General features: G+C 62.0%; 24 protein-coding genes. 2 read left to right on the top strand and 22 right to left on the bottom strand.

Annotated elements, in window-relative coordinates; all coding sequences use genetic code 11:
* Window positions 1-24 precede the first annotated feature (24 nt).
* The 9 genes from ccmI to ccmA form a co-directional block, all read right to left on the bottom strand.
* Complete coding sequence (ccmI, locus tag C1X29_RS11500; protein ID WP_102717478.1) at window positions 25-1227, bottom strand: c-type cytochrome biogenesis protein CcmI; 1203 nt, start codon at window positions 1225-1227, stop codon at window positions 25-27.
* Window positions 1224-1694 (bottom strand): cytochrome c-type biogenesis protein, encoded by a 471-nt coding sequence (locus C1X29_RS11495; RefSeq protein ID WP_011333089.1) that lies wholly within the window; start codon window positions 1692-1694, stop codon window positions 1224-1226. Before C1X29_RS11495 ends, ccmI begins: the two co-directional genes overlap by 4 nt.
* The gene (locus tag C1X29_RS11490; protein ID WP_007959246.1) at window positions 1691-2227 is read right to left on the bottom strand and encodes a DsbE family thiol:disulfide interchange protein; all 537 of its coding nucleotides are present in this window, start codon (window positions 2225-2227) and stop codon (window positions 1691-1693) included. Before C1X29_RS11490 ends, C1X29_RS11495 begins: the two co-directional genes overlap by 4 nt.
* Window positions 2224-4212 carry a heme lyase CcmF/NrfE family subunit gene (locus tag C1X29_RS11485; protein ID WP_064594418.1) on the bottom strand — a complete coding sequence of 663 codons (1989 nt, stop codon included), beginning with the start codon at window positions 4210-4212 and terminating at the stop codon, window positions 2224-2226. The genes C1X29_RS11490 and C1X29_RS11485 overlap by 4 nt, the downstream gene beginning before the upstream one ends.
* Before the next feature lie 3 nt (window positions 4213-4215).
* Window positions 4216-4671 (bottom strand): cytochrome c maturation protein CcmE, encoded by a 456-nt coding sequence (ccmE, locus tag C1X29_RS11480; RefSeq protein WP_011333086.1) that lies wholly within the window; start codon window positions 4669-4671, stop codon window positions 4216-4218.
* Window positions 4668-4844 carry a heme exporter protein CcmD gene (ccmD, locus tag C1X29_RS11475; RefSeq protein WP_011333085.1) on the bottom strand — a complete coding sequence of 59 codons (177 nt, stop codon included), beginning with the start codon at window positions 4842-4844 and terminating at the stop codon, window positions 4668-4670. Before ccmD ends, ccmE begins: the two co-directional genes overlap by 4 nt.
* Window positions 4841-5596 carry a heme ABC transporter permease gene (gene ccmC, locus C1X29_RS11470; protein ID WP_102686055.1) on the bottom strand — a complete coding sequence of 252 codons (756 nt, stop codon included), beginning with the start codon at window positions 5594-5596 and terminating at the stop codon, window positions 4841-4843. The genes ccmD and ccmC overlap by 4 nt, the downstream gene beginning before the upstream one ends.
* A 78-nt stretch (window positions 5597-5674) precedes the next feature.
* Window positions 5675-6343, bottom strand: a complete 669-nt coding sequence (gene ccmB / locus C1X29_RS11465) for a heme exporter protein CcmB (RefSeq protein WP_011333083.1) — start codon at window positions 6341-6343, stop codon at window positions 5675-5677.
* Window positions 6340-6975 (bottom strand): cytochrome c biogenesis heme-transporting ATPase CcmA, encoded by a 636-nt coding sequence (ccmA, locus tag C1X29_RS11460; RefSeq protein ID WP_007959232.1) that lies wholly within the window; start codon window positions 6973-6975, stop codon window positions 6340-6342. Before ccmA ends, ccmB begins: the two co-directional genes overlap by 4 nt.
* 197 nt (window positions 6976-7172) lie before the next feature.
* On the opposite strand from ccmA, the gene C1X29_RS11455 reads away from it, so the two are divergent.
* Together C1X29_RS11455 and C1X29_RS11450 are read left to right on the top strand one after the other, a co-directional pair.
* Window positions 7173-8747, top strand: coding sequence for a flagellar hook-length control protein FliK (locus C1X29_RS11455; RefSeq protein ID WP_102717477.1), 1575 nt, complete (start codon window positions 7173-7175; stop codon window positions 8745-8747).
* Window positions 8744-9073: an EscU/YscU/HrcU family type III secretion system export apparatus switch protein gene (locus C1X29_RS11450; protein WP_007959228.1), complete on the top strand. Its 330-nt coding sequence runs from the start codon at window positions 8744-8746 to the stop codon at window positions 9071-9073. The genes C1X29_RS11455 and C1X29_RS11450 overlap by 4 nt, the downstream gene beginning before the upstream one ends.
* Window positions 9074-9129: 56 nt before the next feature.
* Here the strand turns inward: C1X29_RS11450 and C1X29_RS11445 are convergent, their stop codons facing one another.
* The 13 genes from C1X29_RS11445 to flhF all read right to left on the bottom strand — a co-directional run bounded on the left by C1X29_RS11445 (window position 9130) and on the right by flhF (window position 21379).
* Window positions 9130-9525, bottom strand: a complete 396-nt coding sequence (locus C1X29_RS11445; protein WP_007959226.1) for a DUF2802 domain-containing protein — start codon at window positions 9523-9525, stop codon at window positions 9130-9132.
* Complete coding sequence (locus tag C1X29_RS11440) at window positions 9526-10011, bottom strand: chemotaxis protein CheW (RefSeq protein WP_007959223.1); 486 nt, start codon at window positions 10009-10011, stop codon at window positions 9526-9528.
* A gap of 73 nt (window positions 10012-10084) precedes the next feature.
* Window positions 10085-11038, bottom strand: a complete 954-nt coding sequence (locus C1X29_RS11435; RefSeq protein WP_102717476.1) for a CheW domain-containing protein — start codon at window positions 11036-11038, stop codon at window positions 10085-10087.
* Between the two features lie 2 nt (window positions 11039-11040).
* Entirely contained in the window at window positions 11041-11829 is a 789-nt protein-coding gene (locus tag C1X29_RS11430; RefSeq protein ID WP_007959220.1) for a ParA family protein, read from the bottom strand.
* 43 nt (window positions 11830-11872) lie between these two features.
* Window positions 11873-12763 (bottom strand): flagellar motor protein MotD, encoded by an 891-nt coding sequence (gene motD, locus C1X29_RS11425; RefSeq protein WP_007959218.1) that lies wholly within the window; start codon window positions 12761-12763, stop codon window positions 11873-11875.
* 12 nt (window positions 12764-12775) lie between these two features.
* On the bottom strand, window positions 12776-13516 hold the full coding sequence (locus C1X29_RS11420; RefSeq protein WP_064600715.1) for a flagellar motor protein: 741 nt from the start codon (window positions 13514-13516) through the stop codon (window positions 12776-12778).
* Entirely contained in the window at window positions 13516-14652 is a 1137-nt protein-coding gene (locus tag C1X29_RS11415; RefSeq protein WP_085747100.1) for a chemotaxis response regulator protein-glutamate methylesterase, read from the bottom strand. Before C1X29_RS11415 ends, C1X29_RS11420 begins: the two co-directional genes overlap by 1 nt.
* A gap of 49 nt (window positions 14653-14701) precedes the next feature.
* Window positions 14702-16972 (bottom strand): chemotaxis protein CheA, encoded by a 2271-nt coding sequence (locus tag C1X29_RS11410; protein ID WP_102717475.1) that lies wholly within the window; start codon window positions 16970-16972, stop codon window positions 14702-14704.
* Between the two features lie 39 nt (window positions 16973-17011).
* On the bottom strand, window positions 17012-17800 hold the full coding sequence (locus C1X29_RS11405) for a protein phosphatase CheZ (protein WP_085605803.1): 789 nt from the start codon (window positions 17798-17800) through the stop codon (window positions 17012-17014).
* Between the two features lie 18 nt (window positions 17801-17818).
* A complete protein-coding gene (locus C1X29_RS11400; RefSeq protein WP_003183998.1) occupies window positions 17819-18190 on the bottom strand; it encodes a chemotaxis response regulator CheY in 372 nt (123 codons plus the stop codon).
* A gap of 167 nt (window positions 18191-18357) precedes the next feature.
* Window positions 18358-19098: an RNA polymerase sigma factor FliA gene (gene fliA, locus C1X29_RS11395; RefSeq protein WP_011333070.1), complete on the bottom strand. Its 741-nt coding sequence runs from the start codon at window positions 19096-19098 to the stop codon at window positions 18358-18360.
* Entirely contained in the window at window positions 19095-19925 is an 831-nt protein-coding gene (gene fleN, locus C1X29_RS11390) for a flagellar synthesis regulator FleN (RefSeq protein ID WP_003222917.1), read from the bottom strand. The genes fliA and fleN overlap by 4 nt, the downstream gene beginning before the upstream one ends.
* A gap of 113 nt (window positions 19926-20038) precedes the next feature.
* Complete coding sequence (gene flhF, locus C1X29_RS11385; RefSeq protein ID WP_085747102.1) at window positions 20039-21379, bottom strand: flagellar biosynthesis protein FlhF; 1341 nt, start codon at window positions 21377-21379, stop codon at window positions 20039-20041.
* Window positions 21380-21388: the final 9 nt, after the last annotated feature.

The raw sequence follows: 21388 nt of genomic DNA, 5'->3' as shown, positions 1-21388 counted from the left end.
GCGGTGCTTTCCTGTTGGTTCCGGCTATTTGTCCGGGCTGTCGATGGTCAGTGTCTGCGGCGCGGTGGTGCTGCTGGCCAGAGGCCCGCTGCGACCGACCCACTCACCGGCGGTCGGTTGACCGGCACGGGAGATGCGCGCAACCAGTTGGACTTCGGGGAAGTTCGACAGTTTCAATTGCGGCATCATCGCGTCGGCATCGCCCAGCTCCACGGTCACCGGCAGATCGGCGACGGTCAGGCGCTTGGCTGCCAGCGGTGCCGGCGGGCCCGAGGTGGCGCGGGCAAAAATGAACACGCTGTCACCCGGTTGCACCTTGGCTTTGAGCTCGCTGGCCAGATCCACACGCACTTTCAACAACGCCGCCGCTTTCGCTGCTGGCGCCGAGGCGACCTTGCCACCGCTGGCCTGCAGCTTTTCGGTGGCGCGGGTGATGCCGCCCTGCAGGGCCTCGCGGGATTTGTCCTGTGGCGGCAGTTGCGCCAGCAGACGGTTCCAGTAGTCGATGGCTTCCTGATAACGCTCGCCTTCGAACGCGGCGATGCCCAACAGACCGAGGCTGGTGACTTCCTTCGGATCGGCTTTCAGCGCTTCGTCGGTCAGGGCCTGAACCTTGTCCGACCATTTTTTGTTGTCGGCAAAGTACTGGGCCTGCGCCCACTGGCCGAGCAGTTCCGGCTGGCGACCGGCGAGATTGACCGCGCGCTCGAACATCTTCGCCGCGTCCGCCGGGCGATCCTGAGCCATATAGGTACGACCGAGGAAATACACGCCTTCAGCCGAATCCGGTTGTGCGGCAACTGCGCGCTCCAGACGCTGAGTCATCTCTTCCATCGACTGCGGCGCCTGGGCGAACTCCCGGGTCAGTTCGACCTTGTCGCTCGCGCCAAAATGCAGATACAGACCGAGTCCCAACACCGGCACCAGCACGGCTGCCAGCAATGGAAGTGGTTTACCCAAACGCGAAACCCGCGCCGGCGCCACGCCTTCGGTGTCGGCCAGCAATTCACGGGCGGCTTCGGCGCGGCCGCTGTCCATTTGCGCGGCGTCGAGCACGCCTTCGGCCTGCTGCGATTGCAGTTCGGCGACGCGTTCCTGATACAGCGCGACGTTGAGAGCGGTTCGATCCTCTTCACGCTGGGCGCGACGTTCACGCAGGACGGGGATCAGCAGGAAACTCAGGGCGACCAGAAGCAACAGCCCTGCGGCAAGCCAGAAATCAATCATTCTTGGTTTTTATCCAACAGTTGGTCGAGGCGCTGACGCTCTTCAGGGGACAGCGATTGCGGCGTCTCGGCGCGCTGCCCGCGACGGCGGCGGACGATCACCGCGATCACCACGAAGCCACCCAGCAACAGGCCGGCCGGGCCGAACCAGAGCAAAGCGGTCTTGGCATTGAGCGCCGGTTTGTAGCGGACGAAATCACCGTAGCGGTCGACCATGAAGTCGATGATCTGCTGATTGTCCTTGCCCTCGCCGAGCATGCGGAAAATCTCTTTGCGCAGGTCGGCGGCAATCGGCGCGTTGGAGTCGGCGATGTCCTGGTTCTGGCACTTGGGGCAGCGCAGTTCCTTGGTCAGTTCGCGAAAACGTTCGCGATCGCCTTCTTTGGCGAACTCGTAAGTATCGATGGCGGCGTGGGCCACACCGGCCAGGCTCAAGCCCAGCACCATGGCAGCTAAAAAGCGCTTCATGGCTTGGCCTCGTCGACCAGCGCCTGATACTTGGCCGCCAGTTTTTCCCGCCAGACCTGCTCGTCGATCACCCCGACGTACTTGTCGCGGATGATGCCCTTGGCGTCGATGAAGAAGGTTTCCGGCGCACCGTAGACACCGAGGTTCAGGCCCAGGGAGCCTTCGTCGTCGCGGATGTCGAGTTGATACGGATTGTGGAATTCGGCCAGCCACTTCAACGCATCGGCGTTGGTGTCCTTGTAGTTGATGCCGTAGATCACCACGCCGCGCTCGGCGAGTTTGTTCAGCACCGGGTGCTCGACCCGGCAGGAAATGCACCAGGTGCCCCAGACGTTGACCAGTGCCGGTTTGCCGAGAATGTCGGCCTTGGTCAGGGTCTTGTCGCCCTGCACCGCCGGCAGCGAAAACTCCGGGAACGGCTTGTTGATCATCGCCGACGGCAGCTCCGCCGGATCCAGATACAGACCGCGATAAAGGAATACGGCCACCAGCAGGAAAATCGCCAATGGCACCAGCATCAACCAACGTCTCATGCAGCGGCTCCTTCCATGCCCAGCGCTTCACGCACGCGGGCTTTGACCTTCACTCGATAACGCCGATCCAGCGCCGCCAGCAGACCACCGAAACCGGTCAGCAGACCGCCGAACCAGATCCAGCGCACGAACGGCTTGACGTGAACCCGCACCGCCCAGGCGCCATCGCCCAACGGTTCGCCCAGGGCGACGTAGAGGTCGCGGGTGAAACCGGCGTCGATCCCGGCCTCGGTCATCACCGAGTTCTGCACGGTGTACAGACGTTTTTCCGGGTGCAGCACGCTGATTTCCTGACCGTTGCGGATCACCCGGACGGTGCCCTTGTCGGAGGTGAAGTTCGGGCCTTCGAAGTGCTTGGCGCCTTCGAACACGAACTGATAACCGGCCAGATCCATCGACTCGCCTGGTGCCAGACGCAGGTCGCGTTCGGCACTGTTCTGGCTCGACAACACCACGCCCAGCGCACAGACGGCGATACCGAGGTGGGCGATCTGCATGCCCCAGTAACTGCGGGTCAGGGTCGGCAGGCCTTTGATCAGACCTTTGTGGCGGGTCTTGTCGAAGATGTCGCGCACGCCGGCCAGCAACACCCAGGCCGCGAGCAGGAACGTCGCGATGACGGCCCAGTTGAAATCGCCGTAGGCGACGCCGGCTACCACCGCCAGCGCAACGCTGCCCAGCAGCACCGGGGTCAGCATGCTGACCAGCCATTTCACCGGAGTGTCTTTCCAGCGCACGATCACGCCGACCGCCATCACCAACATCAACAGCGCCATCAACGGAATGAACAACGCGTTGAAGTACGGCGGGCCGACCGACAGCTTGGCGCCGCTGATCGCGTCGAGAATCAGCGGATACAGGGTGCCGAGCAGGATCATCGACGCTGCCACCACCAGCACCAGGTTATTGCCCAGCAGCAGGGTTTCTCGCGACCACAGATTGAAACCGACCTGGCTCTTGACCACCGGCGCGCGCAGCGCAAACAGGGTCAGCGAACCACCGACCACGAACAGCAGGAAGATCAGGATGAACACGCCGCGCTCAGGATCGGAGGCAAACGCGTGCACCGAGGTCAGCACGCCGGAACGCACGAGGAAGGTGCCGAGCAGGCTCAGGGAGAACGCGGCAATGGCCAGCAACACCGTCCAGCTCTTGAACACGCCACGTTTCTCGGTGACCGCCAGCGAGTGAATCAGCGCCGTGCCCACCAGCCATGGCATGAAGGAGGCGTTTTCCACCGGGTCCCAGAACCACCAGCCACCCCAGCCGAGTTCGTAGTAAGCCCACCACGAACCGAGGGTGATGCCGATGCCGAGGAAGGCCCAGGCGACGATGGTCCACGGACGCGACCAGCGTGCCCACGCGGCATCGAGACGACCGCCGAGCAATGCGGCGATGGCGAACGCGAAGGCCACCGAGAAACCGACGTAGCCCATGTACAGCATCGGCGGATGGACGATCAGGCCGATGTCCTGCAGCAATGGGTTGAGGTCACGACCGTCGGCCGGGATCTGCGGCAGGATCCGCGAAAACGGGTTCGAGGTGAGGATCAGGAACAGCAGGAAACCGGTGCTGATCATGCCCATCACCGCCAGCACGCGAGCGAGCATCACTTGCGGCAGTTGCCGGGAGAACACCGACACGGCGAAGGTCCAGCCGCCAAGGATCAACGCCCACAGCAGCAGCGACCCTTCGTGGGCGCCCCACACCGCGCTGAACTTGTAGTACCACGGCAGCGCGCTGTTGGAGTTCATCGCGACGTAAGCCACGGAGAAATCGTCGGTCATGAAGGCGTAGGTCAGGCAACCGAAGGCGAACAGCAGAAATGCGAACTGCCCCCACGCCGCCGGTTGGGCGAGCCCCATCCACAGACGATCGCCGCGCCAGGCACCGAGCAACGGCACCACCGCCTGCACAAGCGCAAAACACAGCGCGAGGATCATGGCCAGATGGCCCAACTCAGGAATGAAAATGCTGGAGGTCATCGATCAACCCTCCTTCGCAGGGGTTGGCGCGGATTGGCCGCTGTCCTTCAGGGCTTTGGTCACTTCCGGCGGCATGTATTTCTCGTCGTGCTTGGCCAGTACTTCATCGGCGACTACCACGCCATCGGCGTTGAGCTTGCCCAGTGCGACGATGCCCTGCCCTTCACGGAACAGATCCGGTAGGATTCCACGGTAGGTGATGGTCACGGACTTGTTGAAGTCAGTGACCACGAATTTCACGTCCAGCGAATCCGTGGAGCGTTGCAGCGAGCCCTTCTCGACCATGCCGCCGGCGCGGATGCGGGTGTCCTGCGGCGCTTCGCCGTTGGCGATCTGGGTCGGGGTGTAAAACAGGTTTATGTTCTGCTGCAGGGCGCTCAGGGCCAAGCCGACGGCAGCGCCGACCCCGACCAGAATTGCCAGGATGATGATCAGACGCTTTTTACGCAGCGGATTCACTTGCCGTTCTCCCGGCGCAGACGACGCGCCTCTTGTTGCAGATAACGCTTGCGGGCCGCGATCGGCGCCGCCACGTTGAGGATCAGTACCGCCAGACAGATGCCGTAGGCCGACCAGACATACAGGCCGTGATGGCCCATGGCGAGGAAGTCGCCGAATGACGCGAAACTCATCGAGCGGCCTCCAGGCTGTTCTGCACTTCTTCTTTCACCCAACTGGCGCGGGCTTCGCGCTTGAGCACTTCAAGGCGCATGCGCAGCAACAGCACGGCGCCGAAGAAACAGTAGAAACCCAGCACCGTCAGCAGCAGCGGTAGCCACATCTCGACGGGCATCGCCGGTTTTTCGGTGAGGGTGAAGGTCGCGCCCTGGTGCAGAGTGTTCCACCACTCCACCGAGTATTTGATGATCGGAATGTTGATCACGCCGACGATGGCCAGCACCGCGCAGGCCTTGGCGGCGCTGTCGCGGTTGCTGATGGCGTTGCCCAGCGCGATCACGCCGAAATACAGGAACAGCAGAATCAGCATCGAGGTCAGACGCGCGTCCCAGACCCACCACGAACCCCAGGTCGGTTTGCCCCAGATCGCCCCGGTGACCAGCGCCACGGCGGTCATCCACGCACCGATCGGTGCGGCGCACTGCAGGGCGACATCGGCCAGTTTCATCTTCCACACCAGCCCGACCACCCCGCACACCGCCAGCATCACGTAGATCGACTGAGCGAGCATCGCGGCGGGCACGTGGATATAGATGATGCGAAAGCTGTTGCCTTGCTGATAGTCCGGCGGCGCGAAGGCCAGGCCCCAGATGACGCCAACGCAGATCAGCAACAACGCGGCGAGGCTCAACCACGGCAGCAACTTGCTGCTGATGCCGTAGAACCACTTGGGCGAGCCGAGCTTGTGAAACCAGGTCCAGTTCATACTGTTTCCATCACGGGTGCCGCTCATCGGTGTGAGCAGTCTCAGGGTCTTTGCTGGTTAAATTTTAACCAGACCTCATTATTCGCCGACGCTGATCTTCAGGCCAGCCGCTATTGCAAAAGGTGTCAGGGTTATCGCCAGGGCGGTCAGGCTGCCAAGCCACAACAGATAACCAAGCGCCGGCATGCCCTGCAATGCCGCCTGCAAGGCGCCACTGCCGAGGATCAACACCGGGATGTACAACGGCAGAATCAGCAGCGCCAGCAACAGGCCACCACGTTTCAGACCGACCGTCAGCGCCGCGCCCACCGCGCCGAGCAAGCTCAGCACCGGTGTTCCCAGCAGCAACGAAAGCAGCAAAACCGGCAGACACGCAGCCGGCAACCCGAGCATCAACGCCAGTAACGGCGAGAGCAAAACCAGTGCCAGCCCGGAAAAAAGCCAGTGTGCCAGCACCTTGGCCAATACCAGAAGTGGCAGGGGGTGCGGCGAAAGGACCCACTGTTCAAGGGAGCCATCTTCGAAATCACTGCGGAAAAGCCCGTCCAGCGAGAGCAGGACCGACAAAAGTGCCGCCACCCAGACTAACCCCGGGGACAAGTTTTGCAATACTTGAGTTTCCGGTCCGACGGCCAGCGGGAACAGCGCGATGACGATGGCGAAGAAAATCAGCGGATTGGCCAGCTCCGCCGGGCGGCGGAACAGCAGTCGGGATTCACGGGCAACCAGCAGGCCGAACACACTCATACCGCCCAATTCCCCAGATCGATGTCGCGATAACCGGCCGGCATCCGGCTCAGCGTATGGTGCGTGGTGAGCACCACCAGCCCTCCCCGTTCGCAGTGCCCGGCCAGGTGTTCTTCAAGCTGTGCCACGCCCTGTTTGTCGAGGGCGGTGAACGGTTCGTCGAGAATCCACAACGGCGGGCTGTCCAGATACAACCGCGCCAATGCCACGCGGCGCTGCTGGCCGGCGGACAGACTGTGGCAGGGAACATCCTCGAAACCGCGCAATCCAACCGCCGCCAGGGCCTGCCAGATCGCGTCGCGTTCGGCGGGTTGATGCAGGGCGCAGAGCCAGGCGAGGTTTTCTTCCGGCGTGAGCAGATCCTTGATCCCGGCGGCATGGCCGATCCACAGCAGGTTGCGCGCCAGCTCGCTGCGTTGCTCGCCCAGCGGCTTGCCGTTGAGCAGTACCTGACCGTCGGTCGGCTGCATCAAACCGGCCAGCAAACGCAGCAGGCTGGTCTTGCCGCTGCCGTTGGGGCCGCTGATCTGCACCATATCGCCACTGGCCAGTCTCAATTCGAGATTGTCGAAGAGCAGTCTGAGATCACGTTCACACGCGAGGGCAACGGTTTGCAGGACAGGACTGGTCAAGGGTTTACGGGCCTTATACGGTTCAAGTCGGCTCTGGCGCGGCCGTTAAAGAGTTGCAGCATAAATGCAATGACGGCTCGATCTAGAGAGCTGCGTCAAACAATTGCAATGTTTTCGCCACTCCTGGAACGACGGGCGGCATTATACATGTCGCCATCCTCTCTCCCGAGTGCATTTTCCTCAGGTTGTGTCCGCGTATGACAGGCGAAATGAACATCCTCCCGCTCCCGCCCACCACCCCGGCGACTGTTCGCCCGCAGGTGGGTGAGTTGCTGAAGTTGCTGACGCCGGTCGACGGGCTGATTGCCGCCGGCCAGAGCGCCAAGGCCGAGGTGTTGTCGCTCAAGCAGGCGGATCAGACCTTTCAGTTGCTGCTCAAGGTGACGCTGGACAGCGGCCGTCAGACCACCGTGCAGGCGACCAGCAATCTGCCGCTGCCTCAGGGCACCAGCCTGGCGATCACCCAGCCGTCGGCGGGCAATCTGGCGATCACCGTGCAACAGGCCATCGCCAGCAGCGTCGCCACCCTCACCCGCATCGACACCGCGCAACTGCCGGTCGGCACGCTGCTACAAGGCAAGGTGCTGACGGCTCAGGTCTTGCCGCAGGTGCCGGGGCAACCGACGGTGTATCGCTCGATGGTCAGCCTGCTCAACACCGCGTTGAGCGGCACCACCCTGAGCATCGACAGCCCGCAACCGTTGCGTATCGGCACCTTGCTGTCGGCGCTGGTGCAGGACTCGCAAACCCTGAAGTTCCTGCCGCTGAGCAATCGCCAGGAACAACTGGCGGTCAGCCAGCAACTGGTCAGTCAGCAAAGCCGTCAGGGCTCGCTCGACGGCTTGCTGAAAATGCTCCAGAGCCTGCCCCCCGCCACCGATCAGACCTCCCAGGATTTGCGTGCCGCCGTGGACAAACTGCTCGCCAACCTGCCGGACGTGCAGCAACTGAGCACCCCAAAAGGTCTGGCCCAGGCGCTGGCCAACAGCGGCGTGTTCCTCGAAACCAAACTGCTGACCGGACAGAACCCGACACTGGCCCCGGACATGAAAGCCGATCTGCTCAAGCTGATCGCCCAGATAACCCCCGGCCTGCCCGGCAATACCAACCTGAATGCGATCATCGCCGCCAACACGCTGGCCCAGGCGCTGCCGAGCTTTGTGCGCAACGCCCTGGGCATGCTCGGTCAGGTCAGTGCGAAGCCGGTGCCGAGCAGTTTTCCGCTGCCCGACCGGCTGCTGCAAAGTCTGGAAGGTGAAGGCGATCTGGAACATTTGCTGCGCCTCGCCGCAGCCGCCGTGTCGCGCTTGCAAAGCCATCAGCTGTCGAGTCTGGAACAGACCGGCGTCACCGACGACGGCCGCCTGCTGAGCACCTGGCAACTGGAAATCCCGATGCGCAACCTGCAGGACATCGTGCCGTTGCAGGTCAAGTTCCAGCGCGAAGAAGCACCGGAGAAACAGGAAGCGAACGAGCAGCGCCGCGATGAGCGCGAGCCGAAACAACAACTGTGGCGCGTCGATCTGGCGTTCGACATGGAACCGCTGGGGCCGATGCAGATTCAGGCGCAATTGATCAGCGGCAGCCTGTCCAGTCAGCTATGGGCCGAGCGGCCGTACACCGCGAGCCTGATCGAAAGCAATCTGACTGCACTGCGCCAGCGCCTGCTGGATTCCGGGCTGAACGTCGGCGACATCGACTGCCACCTCGGCACCCCGCCGCAAGGCATCCAAACCCGCCTCGAACACCGCTGGGTCGACGAAACCGCATGAATGACACCACCGCTCCACGCCAGGCCATCGCCCTCAAATACGACGGCAGCCACGCCCCGACCCTCACCGCCAAGGGCGACGAAGAACTGGCCGAAGAAATCCTGCGGATCGCCCGCGACTGTGAAGTGCCGATCTACGAAAACGCCGAACTGGTGAAGTTGCTGGCGCGGATGGAACTGGGCGACAGCATCCCCGAAGAGCTGTACCGCACGATCGCCGAGATCATCGCGTTCGCCTGGAACCTCAAGGGCAAGTTCCCGGCGGGACACAACCCGGATGCACCGATGGTCGAGAAAGACGTCACCGAACGCGGCGACGATTACTGAAGGCAAAAAAAACGCAGTCATCGATGACTGCGTTTTTTCGTTCCCACCTGAGGCTTTTAGCTGCTTCTGTGCAGCTTGCGCATCAACTCCGCCTCAGCCTGGGTCAACCCGCAGGACTGGGTCAGCTCATCGACACTCGCGCCCATCCCCACCAGTTTCGCCGCCTGGGCGAATGACAGGCTGGATGGATCACGCTGCTCGAGCTGGGCGAGTTTGTCCGGGATCGGACCGACGACCGAGCGCAGCTCGTGCAGGGCTTCGCCCATGCGCACGTTGCCGTTCTGGTAATCGTCGACACGCTTGGCCAGGTCCTTGATGCGCTGATCACGCAGCGCATCGCCCTGGGCCTGTTGCGCAGCGATCACCCGCTGCGCCTTGATGTACGCCAGAAACATCGCCAGCGTGCCTGCCCAGAACAGGAACAGGACAATGACCGCTACCTCGAGAATCAATCAGATGTTCTCCAGTTCCGACCATTCTTCTTCGCTCATCATCTTGTCCAGCTCGACCAGGATCAGCAACTCGTTGTTCTTGTTGCACACGCCCTGGATGAACTTGGCCGACTCTTCGTTACCGACGTTCGGTGCGGTTTCGATTTCCGACTGACGCAGGTAAACCACTTCGGCCACGCTGTCGACCATGATGCCAACCACTTGCTTGTCGGCTTCGATGATGACGATACGGGTGTTGTCGCTGATCTCACCGCTCATCAGGCCGAAGCGCTGACGGGTATCGATCACGGTCACCACGTTGCCGCGCAGGTTGATGATGCCCAGCACGTAGCTTGGCGCACCCGGAACCGGAGCGATCTCGGTGTAGCGCAGGACTTCCTGAACGCGCATCACGTTGATGCCGTAGGTTTCGTTGTCCAGCTTGAAGGTCACCCATTGCAGGATCGGATCTTCGGAACCCTTTGCCGCCGTAGCCTTGTCGTTCATACCCTAGCCCCTCGAAAAACCGCGCCTGGCGGTGTGTGTTTCGTTCGCCGGCATTTGAATGCCGGTACTGTCTTTATGTCGGTTTGTGGTTCGGCTTACTGCCGGACATGTGCTTTGCCCCACCGCTGGCGATCAACTCGGCCAGTGCGGAAACATCGAGCAAGGCGCACATGTGTTCAATCACCGTCCCGGCGAGCCATGGCCGCTGACCCCGGTGACTTCTCCATTTGATTTCATTCGGCTCCAGACGCAACGAGCGACTGACCTGATGCACCGCCAGGCCCCACTCGTAACCCTGCACCGAAATCACGTATTGCAGGCCCTGACGGAAATCATCGCGGTAGCGATCCGGCATGACCCAGCGTGCGGTGTCCAGCACCTTCAGGTTGCCGGCCTGGCTCGGCAGAATCCCGAGGAACCATTCCGGCTGACCGAACAGCGGCGTCAGCTCATGGCCGGCCAGCGAATAGATCGAGCCCAGGCACACCAGCGGCACGGCCAGGGTCAACCCGGCGACGTCGAACAGCAGGCATTCGAACGCTTCCGAAGCCCAGGCTGGACGACCGTCGGTTTCTACCGGTGGCGGCGTGTTGCTGGGCGGCAGATGCACTTCCACCAGCGGCGCAACCAGGGTTGGTTCGACCGGGGCTGGCGCAGGTGCTTCAGATTCTGGCTCTGGGACTACGGGAGCCGGAGGCGTTTGCAGAAGCTGGGTTTGCAGCAGCGGCGCCAGGGTCGATACCACGCGCACCGGCTCAGGCTCTTTGATCAACGTCGCAGGCGCCTTCGCTACTACAGCGGCAGGCGCTGCAACCGGGGCGATCGGCCGGGCGGTTTTTTGCGCATCCCGGGCCTGCTCTTCAAGCACGGCGGCCTGGAATTCATCGAGCGCCGCGGCGGTCTCGACCACCTCGACCGGGGCTGCGATTTGCTGCTCGACCTCGTCCGGCACTTCCTGCAGCAAGCCGTCCAGATAGGACTGCAGCGCCAGTTGCGGCTTGGACGTCAGCTTGATCGGCCGATTCATGCTCAAGCCACCTGCGGAACGAGTTGCTGCGCCAGCAGATGCTTGAGCAGCGCGCGGTAAGCCAGCACGCCACGGCTCTTGCCGTCGAACTGCGAAGGGGTGACACCGGCACGACTGGCGTCGCGCAGACGGGTATCGACCGGGATGTAACCCTGCCATATCTCGTCGGGGAATTTGTCACGCAGCACGCGCAAGGTGCCCATCGACGCCTGAGTGCGGCGGTCGAACAGGGTCGGCACGATGCTGAACGGCAGCGCCTGTTTGCGCGAGCGGTTGATCATCGCCAGGGTATTGACCATACGCTCCAGGCCTTTGACGGCCAGGTGCTCGGTCTGCACCGGGATCACCAGTTGCTGGCTCGCGGCCAGGGCGTTGACCATCAACACTCCGAGCAACGGCGGGCTGTCGATGATCGCGTAATCGAAGTCCTGCCACAGCTGCGCCAGACTCTTGGCGATCACCAGACCCAGGCCACTCTGCCCCGGCGACTGGCGCTCGAGGGTGGCCAGCGCGGTGCTCGACGGCAACAGGGAAATGCGTTCATCGCTGGTCGACAGCAGCAGCTGGCCCGGCAGGCCTTGCGGCACGCTGCCCTTGTGCAGAAACAGGTCGTAGTTGCTGTGTTCCAGGCTGTCGGGGTCGTAACCGAAATAGCTGGTCATCGAGCCGTGCGGGTCCAGATCGACCACGACCACGCGCTTGCCCGCCTCTGCCAGCAAACCGGCTAAAGCGATGGAAGAAGTGGTTTTACCAACACCACCCTTTTGATTGGCGACTGCCCAGACTCTCATTCAGATCGTTCCTCCCGGCCGGGATACTCGGCCGAGACATGGTTCAGCGTATTAATGCGGGCGACGGAGAATTGACGGCACTCTCGCGTCCCGGCGTCTTGACCGGGGTCGGTGCAGTTTGTGTGCCAGCACGCTTCAACGCGGCATCCGGTTGCGCATGGGCGGTTCCGGTGCCGGTCAGGCTGCGGCGCACATCAAGATTGCGCGACACCACCAGCACCACACGACGGTTCTTCGCCCGGCCTTCGGCGGTGGCGTTGTTGGCCACCGGCTGGAATTCGCCGTAGCCCACCGACGCCATGCGGCCAGGGTTGACACCCTGCATCGCCAGCATGCGCACGATGCTCGCCGAACGCGCCGAGGACAGTTCCCAGTTGGTCGGGTACTGCGCCGTGCGGATCGGTTGATCGTCGGTGAAGCCTTCGACGTGGATCGGGTTGTCGAACGGTTTGAGAATCGCTGCGACCTTGTCGATGATGTTGAACGCGATATCGCTGGGCATCGCATCACCGCTGCCGAACAACAGGCTGGAGTTCAGTTCGATCTCGACCCACAGCTCGTTGCCGCGCACGGTCATCTGGTTCGAGGAGATCAGGTCACCGAACGCGGCGCTGATGTCATCGGCGATGCTTTTCAGCGGATCGCTGGCCCCGGCGATGCCGGCGTCGACCTGTTCGGCGTCCTTGACCAGCGGCTTGGCCGGGGTCACGGTCTTCGGTCGTTCTTCACCGATCGGGATCGGCTTGAGCGCGCGGTCGGAGTCGGTGAAGACCCCGATCAGCGCTTCGGAGATGATCTTGTACTTGCCTTCGTTGATCGACGAGATGGAGTACATCACCACGAAAAAGGCAAAGAGCAAGGTGATGAAGTCGGCGTAGGAAACCAGCCAACGTTCATGGTTTACGTGCTCTTCATGCTGGCGACGACGTGCCATGAGGTTAGTCCCTTAATCCATGAAGCCCTGAAGCTTCAACTCGATGGAGCGTGGGTTTTCACCTTCAGCGATCGACAAGATCCCTTCCAACAACATTTCGCGATAACGCGACTGTCGCAACGCGATTGACTTGAGCTTGGCGGCCACCGGCAACAGGATCAGGTTGGCACTGGCTACACCGTAGATGGTAGCGACGAACGCGACCGCAATACCGTTGCCCAGTTGCGACGGATCGGCCAGGTTGCCCATCACGTGGATCAGGCCCATCACCGCACCGATGATGCCGATGGTCGGCGCGTAGCCGCCCATGCTTTCAAACACTTTGGCCGCTTCGACATCGCGGGCTTCCTGAGTGTAGAAATCCACTTCGAGGATGCTGCGGATCGCTTCCGGCTCGGCGCCGTCGACCAGCAGTTGCAGGCCTTTGCGCGAGTAGGCGTCGGGCTCGGCATCCGCCACGCCTTCCAGGCCCAGCAGGCCTTCCTTGCGCGCGGTGAGGCTCCAGTTGACCACGCGGTCGATACCGCCGGCCAGATCCACACGCGGCGGGAAAAAGATCCAGGCCAGAATCTGCATGGCGCGCTTGAACGCGCTCATCGGCGATTGCAGCAGCGCGGCACCGACGGTGCCACCGAGCACGATCAGCGCCGCCGGGCCGTTGGCCAGCGCGCCGAGGTGACCACCTTCCAGGTAGTTGCCGCCGATGATGGCGACGAACGCCATGATGATCCCGATAAGGCTTAGAACATCCATCAGACGCATGCCTCGACGATGTGCTTGCCGATATCGTCCAGGCTGTACACCGCGTCGGCGAGGTCAGCTTTGACGATGGCCATCGGCATGCCGTAGATCACGCAACTGGCTTCGTCCTGAGCCCAGACCGTGCTGCCGCCCTGCTTGAGCAGGCGTGCACCCTCGCGGCCATCGGCGCCCATGCCGGTCAGTACCACCGCCAGAACTTTGTCACTGTAGGACTTGGCTGCAGAACCGAAGGTGATGTCCACGCACGGCTTGTAGTTCAGACGCTCGTCGCCCGGCAGGATTTTCACCGCGCCACGGCCATCGATCATCATCTGCTTGCCACCCGGCGCCAGCAGCGCCAGGCCCGGACGCAGGATGTCGCCATCCTCGGCTTCCTTGACGCTGATGCGGCACAGCTTGTCCAGACGTTCGGCGAAGGCCTTGGTGAAGGCTGCCGGCATGTGCTGGATCAGCACGATCGGTGCCGGGAAGTTGGCCGGCAACTGGGTCAGAACCCGTTGCAGCGCTACCGGGCCGCCGGTCGATGTACCAATCGCCACAAGCTTGTAGTTTTTGCGTTTCGGGGCCGGCGACGAAGCGCTGGCCGCTGGCGCGCGAGTCGGTGCAGGCGCAGGTGCCGGACGGGCCGGAGCACTGTGGCTGCCAAAGCTCGACGGCGCTGCTGCCGGAGTCGGCGCAGGTGCAGGTGTAGCGGCAGGCGCCGGCGCACTGTAGGCACTGAAACGACGGTTACTGCGCGAGATGCTGTGAACCTTCTCGCACAGCAGTTGCTTGACCTTCTCCGGATTGCGGGAGATGTCTTCGAAATTCTTCGGCAGGAAATCCACCGCGCCGGCATCCAGCGCATCCAGGGTGACCCGGGCGCCTTCGTGCGTCAGCGAGGAGAACATCAACACCGGGGTCGGGCAGCGCTGCATGATGTGCCGCACGGCCGTGATGCCATCCATCATCGGCATCTCGTAGTCCATGGTGATCACGTCCGGCTTGAGGGCCAGGGCCTGATCGATCGCCTCTTTACCGTTGGTTGCCGTGCCGACAACCTGGATGCTCGGATCCGCTGAAAGAATTTCCGAGACGCGGCGGCGGAAAAAACCCGAATCGTCCACCACCAGGACTTTGACTGCCATAAACACTCCATTAGGTGCGGCGGGACGTTGTCGCCCCGCCGCACCGGATTCAAATACGCCGTGCGGCGTAACGCTTGAGCATGCTCGGAACATCGAGAATCAGTGCAATGCGGCCGTCACCGGTGATGGTGGCGCCGGACATGCCCGGAGTTCCCTGGAGCATCTTGCCCAATGGCTTGATGACCACTTCTTCCTGGCCGACCAGTTGATCGACGACGAAGCCGATCCGCTGGGTGCCCACCGAAAGGATCACCACATGGCCTTCGCGCTGCTCTTCGTGAGCGGCAGAGCTGACCAGCCAGCGCTTGAGGTAGAACAATGGCAGCGCCTTGTCCCGCACGATCACCACTTCCTGGCCATCCACCACGTTGGTGGTCGACAGGTCGAGGTGGAAGATTTCGTTGACGTTCACCAGCGGGAACGCGAACGCCTGATTGCCGAGCATCACCATCAGGGTCGGCATGATCGCCAGCGTCAGCGGCACCTTGATGACGATCTTCGAGCCCTGGCCCTTGGTCGAGTAGATGTTGATCGAACCGTTGAGCTGGGAAATCTTGGTCTTCACCACGTCCATGCCGACACCGCGGCCGGACACGTCGGAGATCTCGGTCTTGGTCGAGAAACCCGGGGCGAAAATCAGGTTGTAGCACTCGGTGTCGCTCAGGCGATCGGCGGCATCCTTGTCCATCACACCGCGTTTCACGGCGATGGCGCGCAGGACGTTCGGGTCCATGCCTTTGCCGTCGTCGGAGATCGACAGCAGGATGTGGTCGCCTTCCTGCTCGGCCGCCAGAATCACCTTGCCGCCACGGGCCTTGCCCGAAGCTTCACGTTCTTCCGGCGACTCGATGCCGTGGTCAACCGCGTTGCGCACCAAGTGGACCAGCGGGTCGGCCAGTGCCTCGACGAGGTTCTTGTCGAGGTCGGTCTCTTCGCCCACCAGTTCCAGGTTGATCTCTTTCTTGAGCTGGCGTGCCAGGTCGCGAACCAGACGCGGGAAGCGGCCGAAGACTTTCTTGATCGGCTGCATCCGGGTCTTCATGACCGCGGTCTGCAAGTCGGCGGTGACCACGTCGAGGTTCGACACGGCCTTCTGCATCGACTCGTCGCCGCTGTTCAAGCCCAGGCGCACCAGACGGTTACGCACCAGTACCAGCTCGCCGACCATGTTCATGATTTCGTCGAGACGTGCAGTGTCCACACGCACGGTGGTCTCGGCTTCGCTCGCCGGTTTTTCCGGTGGCGGCGTCGCCGGTGCACGGGCCGGAGCCGGTGCCGCAGCGGCAGCCGGTTTGGCCGGTTCGGCTTTCGGCTCAGGCGCTTTTGCAGCAGGTTTTGCCGCAGCGGCCGGGGCCTTCGCAGCAGGCGCTGCAACAGCAGAAGCATTGCCAGCCGTCACGACGGCACCGGTGGCGACGTCAGTGAACTTGCCTTTGCCATGCAGATCGTCGAGCAGCGATTCGAACTCGTGATCGCTGATCAGATCGCTACCGGCCGCAGCCGCTGCCGGAGCAGCCGTTGCAGGAACCGAAGCAATCGCCGACTCCAGCGCATCAACGGCAAAGTTGCCCTTGCCGTGCAACTGATCGAGCAAGGCCTCGAATTCGTCGTCGGTGATGTCCGAGCTGTCGCCCGCCGCTGGAGCAGCAGGTGCAGCGGCCGCCGGTGCCACGGCGTCGGCCGCGAACTGGCCCTTGCCATGCAACTGGTCGAGCAGCGACTCGAACTCGGCGTCGGTGATTTCATCGCTGGCCGCTTCGCTGGAAGTCGGCGCAGCGGCAGCCGCCGGGGCTTCGGCTTCGGCCTTGACGGCGTTCAGCGAGTCCAGCAACTGTTCAAATTCGTTATCGGTGATGTCGCCCGAATCGCCTTCGACGACCAGTTCTTCGATCATCTCGGCAACCGGCGAAGCCGGAGCTTCATCCGCCGATTGCGGTTCGGCCAGACGCGCCAGGGCGGCCAGCAGTTCCGGGGTGGCGGCGGTGATCGGGCTGCGATCGCGGACTTCGCTGAACATGCTGTTCACCGCGTCCAGCGCTTCGAGCACCACGTCCATCAGTTCTGCATCGACGCGTCGTTCACCCTTGCGCAGGATGTCGAACACGTTTTCGGCGATGTGACAGCACTCCACCAGCTCGTTGAGCTGAAGGAAGCCGGCGCCCCCTTTTACAGTGTGGAAACCGCGAAAAATTGCGTTGAGCAGATCTGCGTCATCCGGGCGGCTTTCCAGCTCGACCAGTTGTTCGGACAGTTGCTCAAGAATCTCGCCGGCCTCAACCAGGAAATCCTGAAGGATCTCTTCATCGGCGCCGAAGCTCATTAATGGGGTGCTCCTACAGGTCTAAAAACCCAAAAAAACTCAAAATCCAAGGCTGGATAGCAAATCGTCCACATCGTCCTGACCGGACACAACGTCTTCTCGTTTATCGGCATGAATCTGCGGACCTTCACCCTGCGAGAGATGTTTTTGTGGATCTTTTTCAGCAAGCATCGCCGCACGGTCATGTTCGATGCCCGCAAAGCGGTCCACCTGGCTGGCCATGAGCACGAGCTTGAGCAGGTTGCTTTCGACTTCGGTGACCAATTGGGTCACGCGCTTGATCACCTGACCGGTGAGGTCCTGGTAATCCTGGGCGAGCAGAATGTCGTTCAGATTGCTCGACACCGCGCGGTTGTCCGCGCTGCTGCGTGCCAGAAAACCGTCGACCCGGCGCGCCAGTTCACGGAACTCTTCAGCCCCGACCTCACGGCGCATGAAGCGGCTCCAATCGGCGCTCAAGGCCTGGGCTTCGTCAGCCAGGCCATTGACCACAGGGGTCGCGCTTTCCACCAGATCCATGGTGCGGTTGGCGGCAGCTTCGGTCAGTTTGACCACGTAGCCCAGGCGCTCGGTAGCGTCGGTGATTTGCGACACTTCCTCAGCCTGTGGCATGTGCGGATCGATCTGGAAATTGACGATCGCACTGTGCAGTTCACGCGTGAGCTTGCCCACTTCCTGGTACAGGCCACGGTCACGGGTCTGATTGAGCTCATGGATCAGTTGCACAGCGTCGCCGAACTTGCCTTTTTCAAGGCTCTCGACCAGTTCGACCGCGTGTTTTTTCAGGGTCGACTCAAAATCGCCCTGTGAAGATTCGTTATGCTCCATAGCTCCCCCGCGCGTTCATCAGCCGATGCGTTCGAAAATCTTCTCGATTTTTTCTTTCAACGCCTGGGCCGTGAAAGGTTTGACCACGTAGCCGTTAACGCCGGCCTGGGCCGCTTCGATGATCTGCTCGCGCTTGGCTTCAGCGGTCACCATCAGCACTGGCAGGTGCTTGAGCTTTTCATCGGCACGCACGTGGCGCAGCAGGTCGATACCGGTCATGCCGGGCATGTTCCAGTCGGTCACCAGAAAGTCGATGCTGCCGCTGTTGAGTACCGGAATGGCAGTGGTGCCATCGTCGGCTTCAACGGTGTTGGTGAACCCCAGATCACGCAACAGGTTCTTGATGATCCGCCGCATCGTTGAGAAGTCATCAACGATGAGGATTTTCATGTCTTTGTTCAATTCGACCTCCAAGCAGTCTTAAACGCGCCCAGCACCTGGACGCGCCATTTCAATCAATCCGGCAAAACACTCGATGACTGTCTGGAGCACAACAGATCGAGACCGGTGCCGTTCACCACCGCACCAGCCTCGTTCGCAGTGTCCCCACACTGCCTTCAGCGCGCTCGCCACTCCCCCAAACGCCCCCGCAAGCGGGCCGCGCACTGGCTGTGTAACTGGCTGACCCGCGATTCACTGACGCCAAGGACTTCACCGATCTCCTTGAGGTTCAGCTCTTCGTCGTAGTACAGCGCCAACACCAGTCGCTCACGCTCCGGCAAATTGGCAATCGCGTCCGCCAGCGCGGCCTGGAAACGTTCGTCTTCCAGATCGCGCGACGGCTCCAGATGAGCACTGGCGCCATCCTCGTGCAGCCCTTCGTGTTCGCCGTCCTGCAACAGATCGTCGAAACTGAACAGCCGGCTGCCCAGGGTGTCGTTCAAAATCCCGTAGTAATCGTCGAGACTCAATTGGAGTTCGGCCGCAACTTCGTGATCTTTAGCGTCACGGCCGGTTTTAGCTTCAATCGAGCGAATTGCGTCGCTGACCATACGGGTATTGCGGTGAACCGAGCGTGGCGCCCAGTCCCCCTTACGGACTTCATCGAGCATCGCACCGCGGATCCGGATGCCCGCGTACGTTTCAAAACTGGCGCCCTTGCTGGCGTCGTATTTGGTCGAGACTTCGAGCAGGCCGATCATCCCGGCCTGGATCAGGTCTTCGACCTGCACACTGGCCGGCAATCGCGCCAGCAAGTGGTAGGCGATGCGTTTGACCAGTGGCGCGTAACGCTCGATCAGCTCGTACTGCGCGTCACGCGCCGACTTCTTGTAGAAATTCATACCGCTGGCGGTCATAGCACAGGTCCTGCCGTTTGCTGCACGAGGCGCTCGACGAAAAATTCGAGGTGGCCGCGCGGGTTGGCGGGCAGCGGCCAGGTGTCGACCTTCTGTGCGATCGCCTTGAACGCCAGTGCGCACTTGGAACGCGGGAAGGCTTCATAGACCGCACGCTGCTTCTGCACCGCCTTGCGCACGCTTTCGTCGTAGGGCACCGCGCCGACGTATTGTAGGGCGACGTCGAGGAAGCGATCCGTGACCTTGGTCAACTTGGCGAACAGATTGCGACCTTCCTGCGGGCTCTGGGCCATGTTGGCCAGGACGCGGAAGCGATTCATGCCGTAATCGCGGTTCAGCAGTTTGATCAGCGCGTAGGCGTCGGTGATCGAGGTCGGCTCGTCACAGACCACCAGCAACACTTCCTGGGCTGCGCGAACGAAACTGACTACCGAGTCACCAATACCCGCAGCGGTGTCGATCACCAGTACGTCGAGATTGTCGCCGATGTCGCTGAACGCCTGAATCAGGCCGGCATGCTGGGCCGGGCTCAGGTGAACCATGCTCTGGGTGCCGGAAGCGGCCGGCACGATGCGGATTCCGCCGGGGCCTTGCAACAGCACGTCGCGCAGCTCGCAGCGGCCTTCGATCACGTCGGCCAGGGTGCGTTTGGGTGTGAGGCCCAGCAGAACGTCGACGTTCGCCAGCCCCAGGTCGGCGTCCAGCAGCATGACCCGACGGCCAAGCTCTGCCAGCGCCAAGGACAAGTTCACTGACACATTAGTCTTGCCGACGCCACCTTTGCCGCCGGTCACCGCGATCACCTGTACGGGATGCATGCTGCCCATGTTATTTCTTTACCTTGTCTTGCATAGACGGAGGCCACATTACTGGCTGCGCGTTCACAACCGGAACAATGCATGGCAGACCATCGATGTAGGTACAAAAACGGTTCATTACCTCAGCCAACCTGCTTGGTCGGACTGTGGTAGATATCAGCGAACATGTCAGCCATGGCTTCTTCGCTGGGTTCTTCCTGCATTTGCACGCTGACGGCGCGGCTGACCAGTTGATGACGGCGCGGCAGATGCAGATCATCCGGAATCCGTGGGCCGTCGGTCAGGTAGGCGACCGGCAGTTCATGACTGATCGCCAGGCTCAGCACTTCGCCAAGGCTGGCCGTCTCATCCAGTTTAGTCAGGATGCAGCCAGCCAGCCCGCAACGCTTGTAACTGTGATAAGCGGCGGTTAGAACCTGTTTCTGGCTGGTGGTTGCCAGGACCAGATAATTTTTTGAGCGAATGCCACGACCGGCCAGACTTTCCAGCTGCATGCGCAGTGCCGGATCGCTGGCTTGCAGGCCGGCGGTATCGATCAGCACCACGCGTTTGCGCAGCAGTGGATCCAGCGCCTGCACCAGGGACTGGCCCGGATCGACGTGGGTCACCGAAACGTTAAGGATGCGGCCCAGTGTCTTGAGCTGCTCCTGTGCGCCGATACGGAAACTGTCCATGCTCACCAGCGCGATGTTCTGCGCGCCGTACTTGAGCACGTAGCGGGCGGCCAGTTTGGCCAGCGTGGTGGTCTTGCCCATGCCGGCAGGACCGACCATGGCAATCACCCCACCCTCTTCCAGCGGCTCGACTTCCGGTACGGAAATCATTCGTGCCAGGTGCGCCAGCAGCATGCGCCAGGCCTGACGCGGTTCGTCGATCTCGGTGATCATCGACAGCAGATCACGGGACAACGGGCCGGACAAACCGATGCGTTGCAGACGACGGTACAGATTGGCCTGGGCCGGACGGCTGCCTTGCAGCTGGTTCCAGGCCAGGGTGCCGAGTTGCACTTCCATCAGTTCGCGCAGGCTGTTGAGCTCGAAACGCATCGAGTCCAGAGCACGCGGGTCGACGCCAGCGGAAACCGCTGCAGGCGCCGGTGCAGGACGGGCCGGAGCTTCGTAGGTCGGTTCGGTCAGCGGCTCGGCAGCGGTCAGCGGCAGGCCGGCCGTCAACGGCAGCCCGGCGAACAACTGGCGATTGGTGTTGCCGTCGGCTTCGCCACGCAGGCTCAGCTCGGCCTGGGCGGTGACGATGCGCGACTGGGTCTTGCGCAGCTCATCCTCGAGTTCCATGTTCGGAACACGCGGGGCCAGCGCCGACAGTTTGTAATCGAGCGCCGCCGTCAGCTCGACGCCGCCGGCAATGCGGCGGTTGCCAATGATGGCGGCATCAGCGCCCAGCTCATCACGAACCAGCTTCATGGCCTGACGCATATCGGCGGCGAAAAAACGCTTAACTTGCATAAACCACTA

The sequence above is a fragment of the Pseudomonas sp. GW456-12-10-14-LB2 genome (assembly GCF_002884345.1).
Taxonomy (GTDB): Bacteria; Pseudomonadota; Gammaproteobacteria; order Pseudomonadales; family Pseudomonadaceae; genus Aquipseudomonas; species Aquipseudomonas paraglycinae.
This window is presented reverse-complemented; position numbering and strand designations above follow the sequence as displayed.

Bases quoted from the DNA above. Each gene is read 5' to 3' on its own strand.
- ccmI (WP_102717478.1), bottom strand. From the start codon at position 1,227: ATGATTGATTTCTGGCTTGCCGCAGGGCTGTTGCTTCTGGTCGCCCTG.
- C1X29_RS11495 (WP_011333089.1), bottom strand. From the start codon at position 1,694: ATGAAGCGCTTTTTAGCTGCCATGGTGCTGGGCTTGAGCCTGGCCGGT.
- C1X29_RS11490 (WP_007959246.1), bottom strand. From the start codon at position 2,227: ATGAGACGTTGGTTGATGCTGGTGCCATTGGCGATTTTCCTGCTGGTG.
- C1X29_RS11485 (WP_064594418.1), bottom strand. From the start codon at position 4,212: ATGACCTCCAGCATTTTCATTCCTGAGTTGGGCCATCTGGCCATGATC.
- ccmD (WP_011333085.1), bottom strand. From the start codon at position 4,844: ATGAGTTTCGCGTCATTCGGCGACTTCCTCGCCATGGGCCATCACGGC.
- ccmC (WP_102686055.1), bottom strand. From the start codon at position 5,596: ATGAACTGGACCTGGTTTCACAAGCTCGGCTCGCCCAAGTGGTTCTAC.
- ccmB (WP_011333083.1), bottom strand. From the start codon at position 6,343: ATGAGTGTGTTCGGCCTGCTGGTTGCCCGTGAATCCCGACTGCTGTTC.
- C1X29_RS11455 (WP_102717477.1), top strand. From the start codon at position 7,173: ATGACAGGCGAAATGAACATCCTCCCGCTCCCGCCCACCACCCCGGCG.
- C1X29_RS11450 (WP_007959228.1), top strand. From the start codon at position 8,744: ATGAATGACACCACCGCTCCACGCCAGGCCATCGCCCTCAAATACGAC.
- C1X29_RS11440 (WP_007959223.1), bottom strand. From the start codon at position 10,011: ATGAACGACAAGGCTACGGCGGCAAAGGGTTCCGAAGATCCGATCCTG.
- C1X29_RS11435 (WP_102717476.1), bottom strand. From the start codon at position 11,038: ATGAATCGGCCGATCAAGCTGACGTCCAAGCCGCAACTGGCGCTGCAG.
- C1X29_RS11430 (WP_007959220.1), bottom strand. From the start codon at position 11,829: ATGAGAGTCTGGGCAGTCGCCAATCAAAAGGGTGGTGTTGGTAAAACC.
- motD (WP_007959218.1), bottom strand. From the start codon at position 12,763: ATGGCACGTCGTCGCCAGCATGAAGAGCACGTAAACCATGAACGTTGG.
- C1X29_RS11420 (WP_064600715.1), bottom strand. From the start codon at position 13,516: ATGGATGTTCTAAGCCTTATCGGGATCATCATGGCGTTCGTCGCCATC.
- C1X29_RS11415 (WP_085747100.1), bottom strand. From the start codon at position 14,652: ATGGCAGTCAAAGTCCTGGTGGTGGACGATTCGGGTTTTTTCCGCCGC.
- C1X29_RS11410 (WP_102717475.1), bottom strand. From the start codon at position 16,972: ATGAGCTTCGGCGCCGATGAAGAGATCCTTCAGGATTTCCTGGTTGAG.
- C1X29_RS11405 (WP_085605803.1), bottom strand. From the start codon at position 17,800: ATGGAGCATAACGAATCTTCACAGGGCGATTTTGAGTCGACCCTGAAA.
- C1X29_RS11400 (WP_003183998.1), bottom strand. From the start codon at position 18,190: ATGAAAATCCTCATCGTTGATGACTTCTCAACGATGCGGCGGATCATC.
- fliA (WP_011333070.1), bottom strand. From the start codon at position 19,098: ATGACCGCCAGCGGTATGAATTTCTACAAGAAGTCGGCGCGTGACGCG.
- fleN (WP_003222917.1), bottom strand. From the start codon at position 19,925: ATGGGCAGCATGCATCCCGTACAGGTGATCGCGGTGACCGGCGGCAAA.
- flhF (WP_085747102.1), bottom strand. From the start codon at position 21,379: ATGCAAGTTAAGCGTTTTTTCGCCGCCGATATGCGTCAGGCCATGAAG.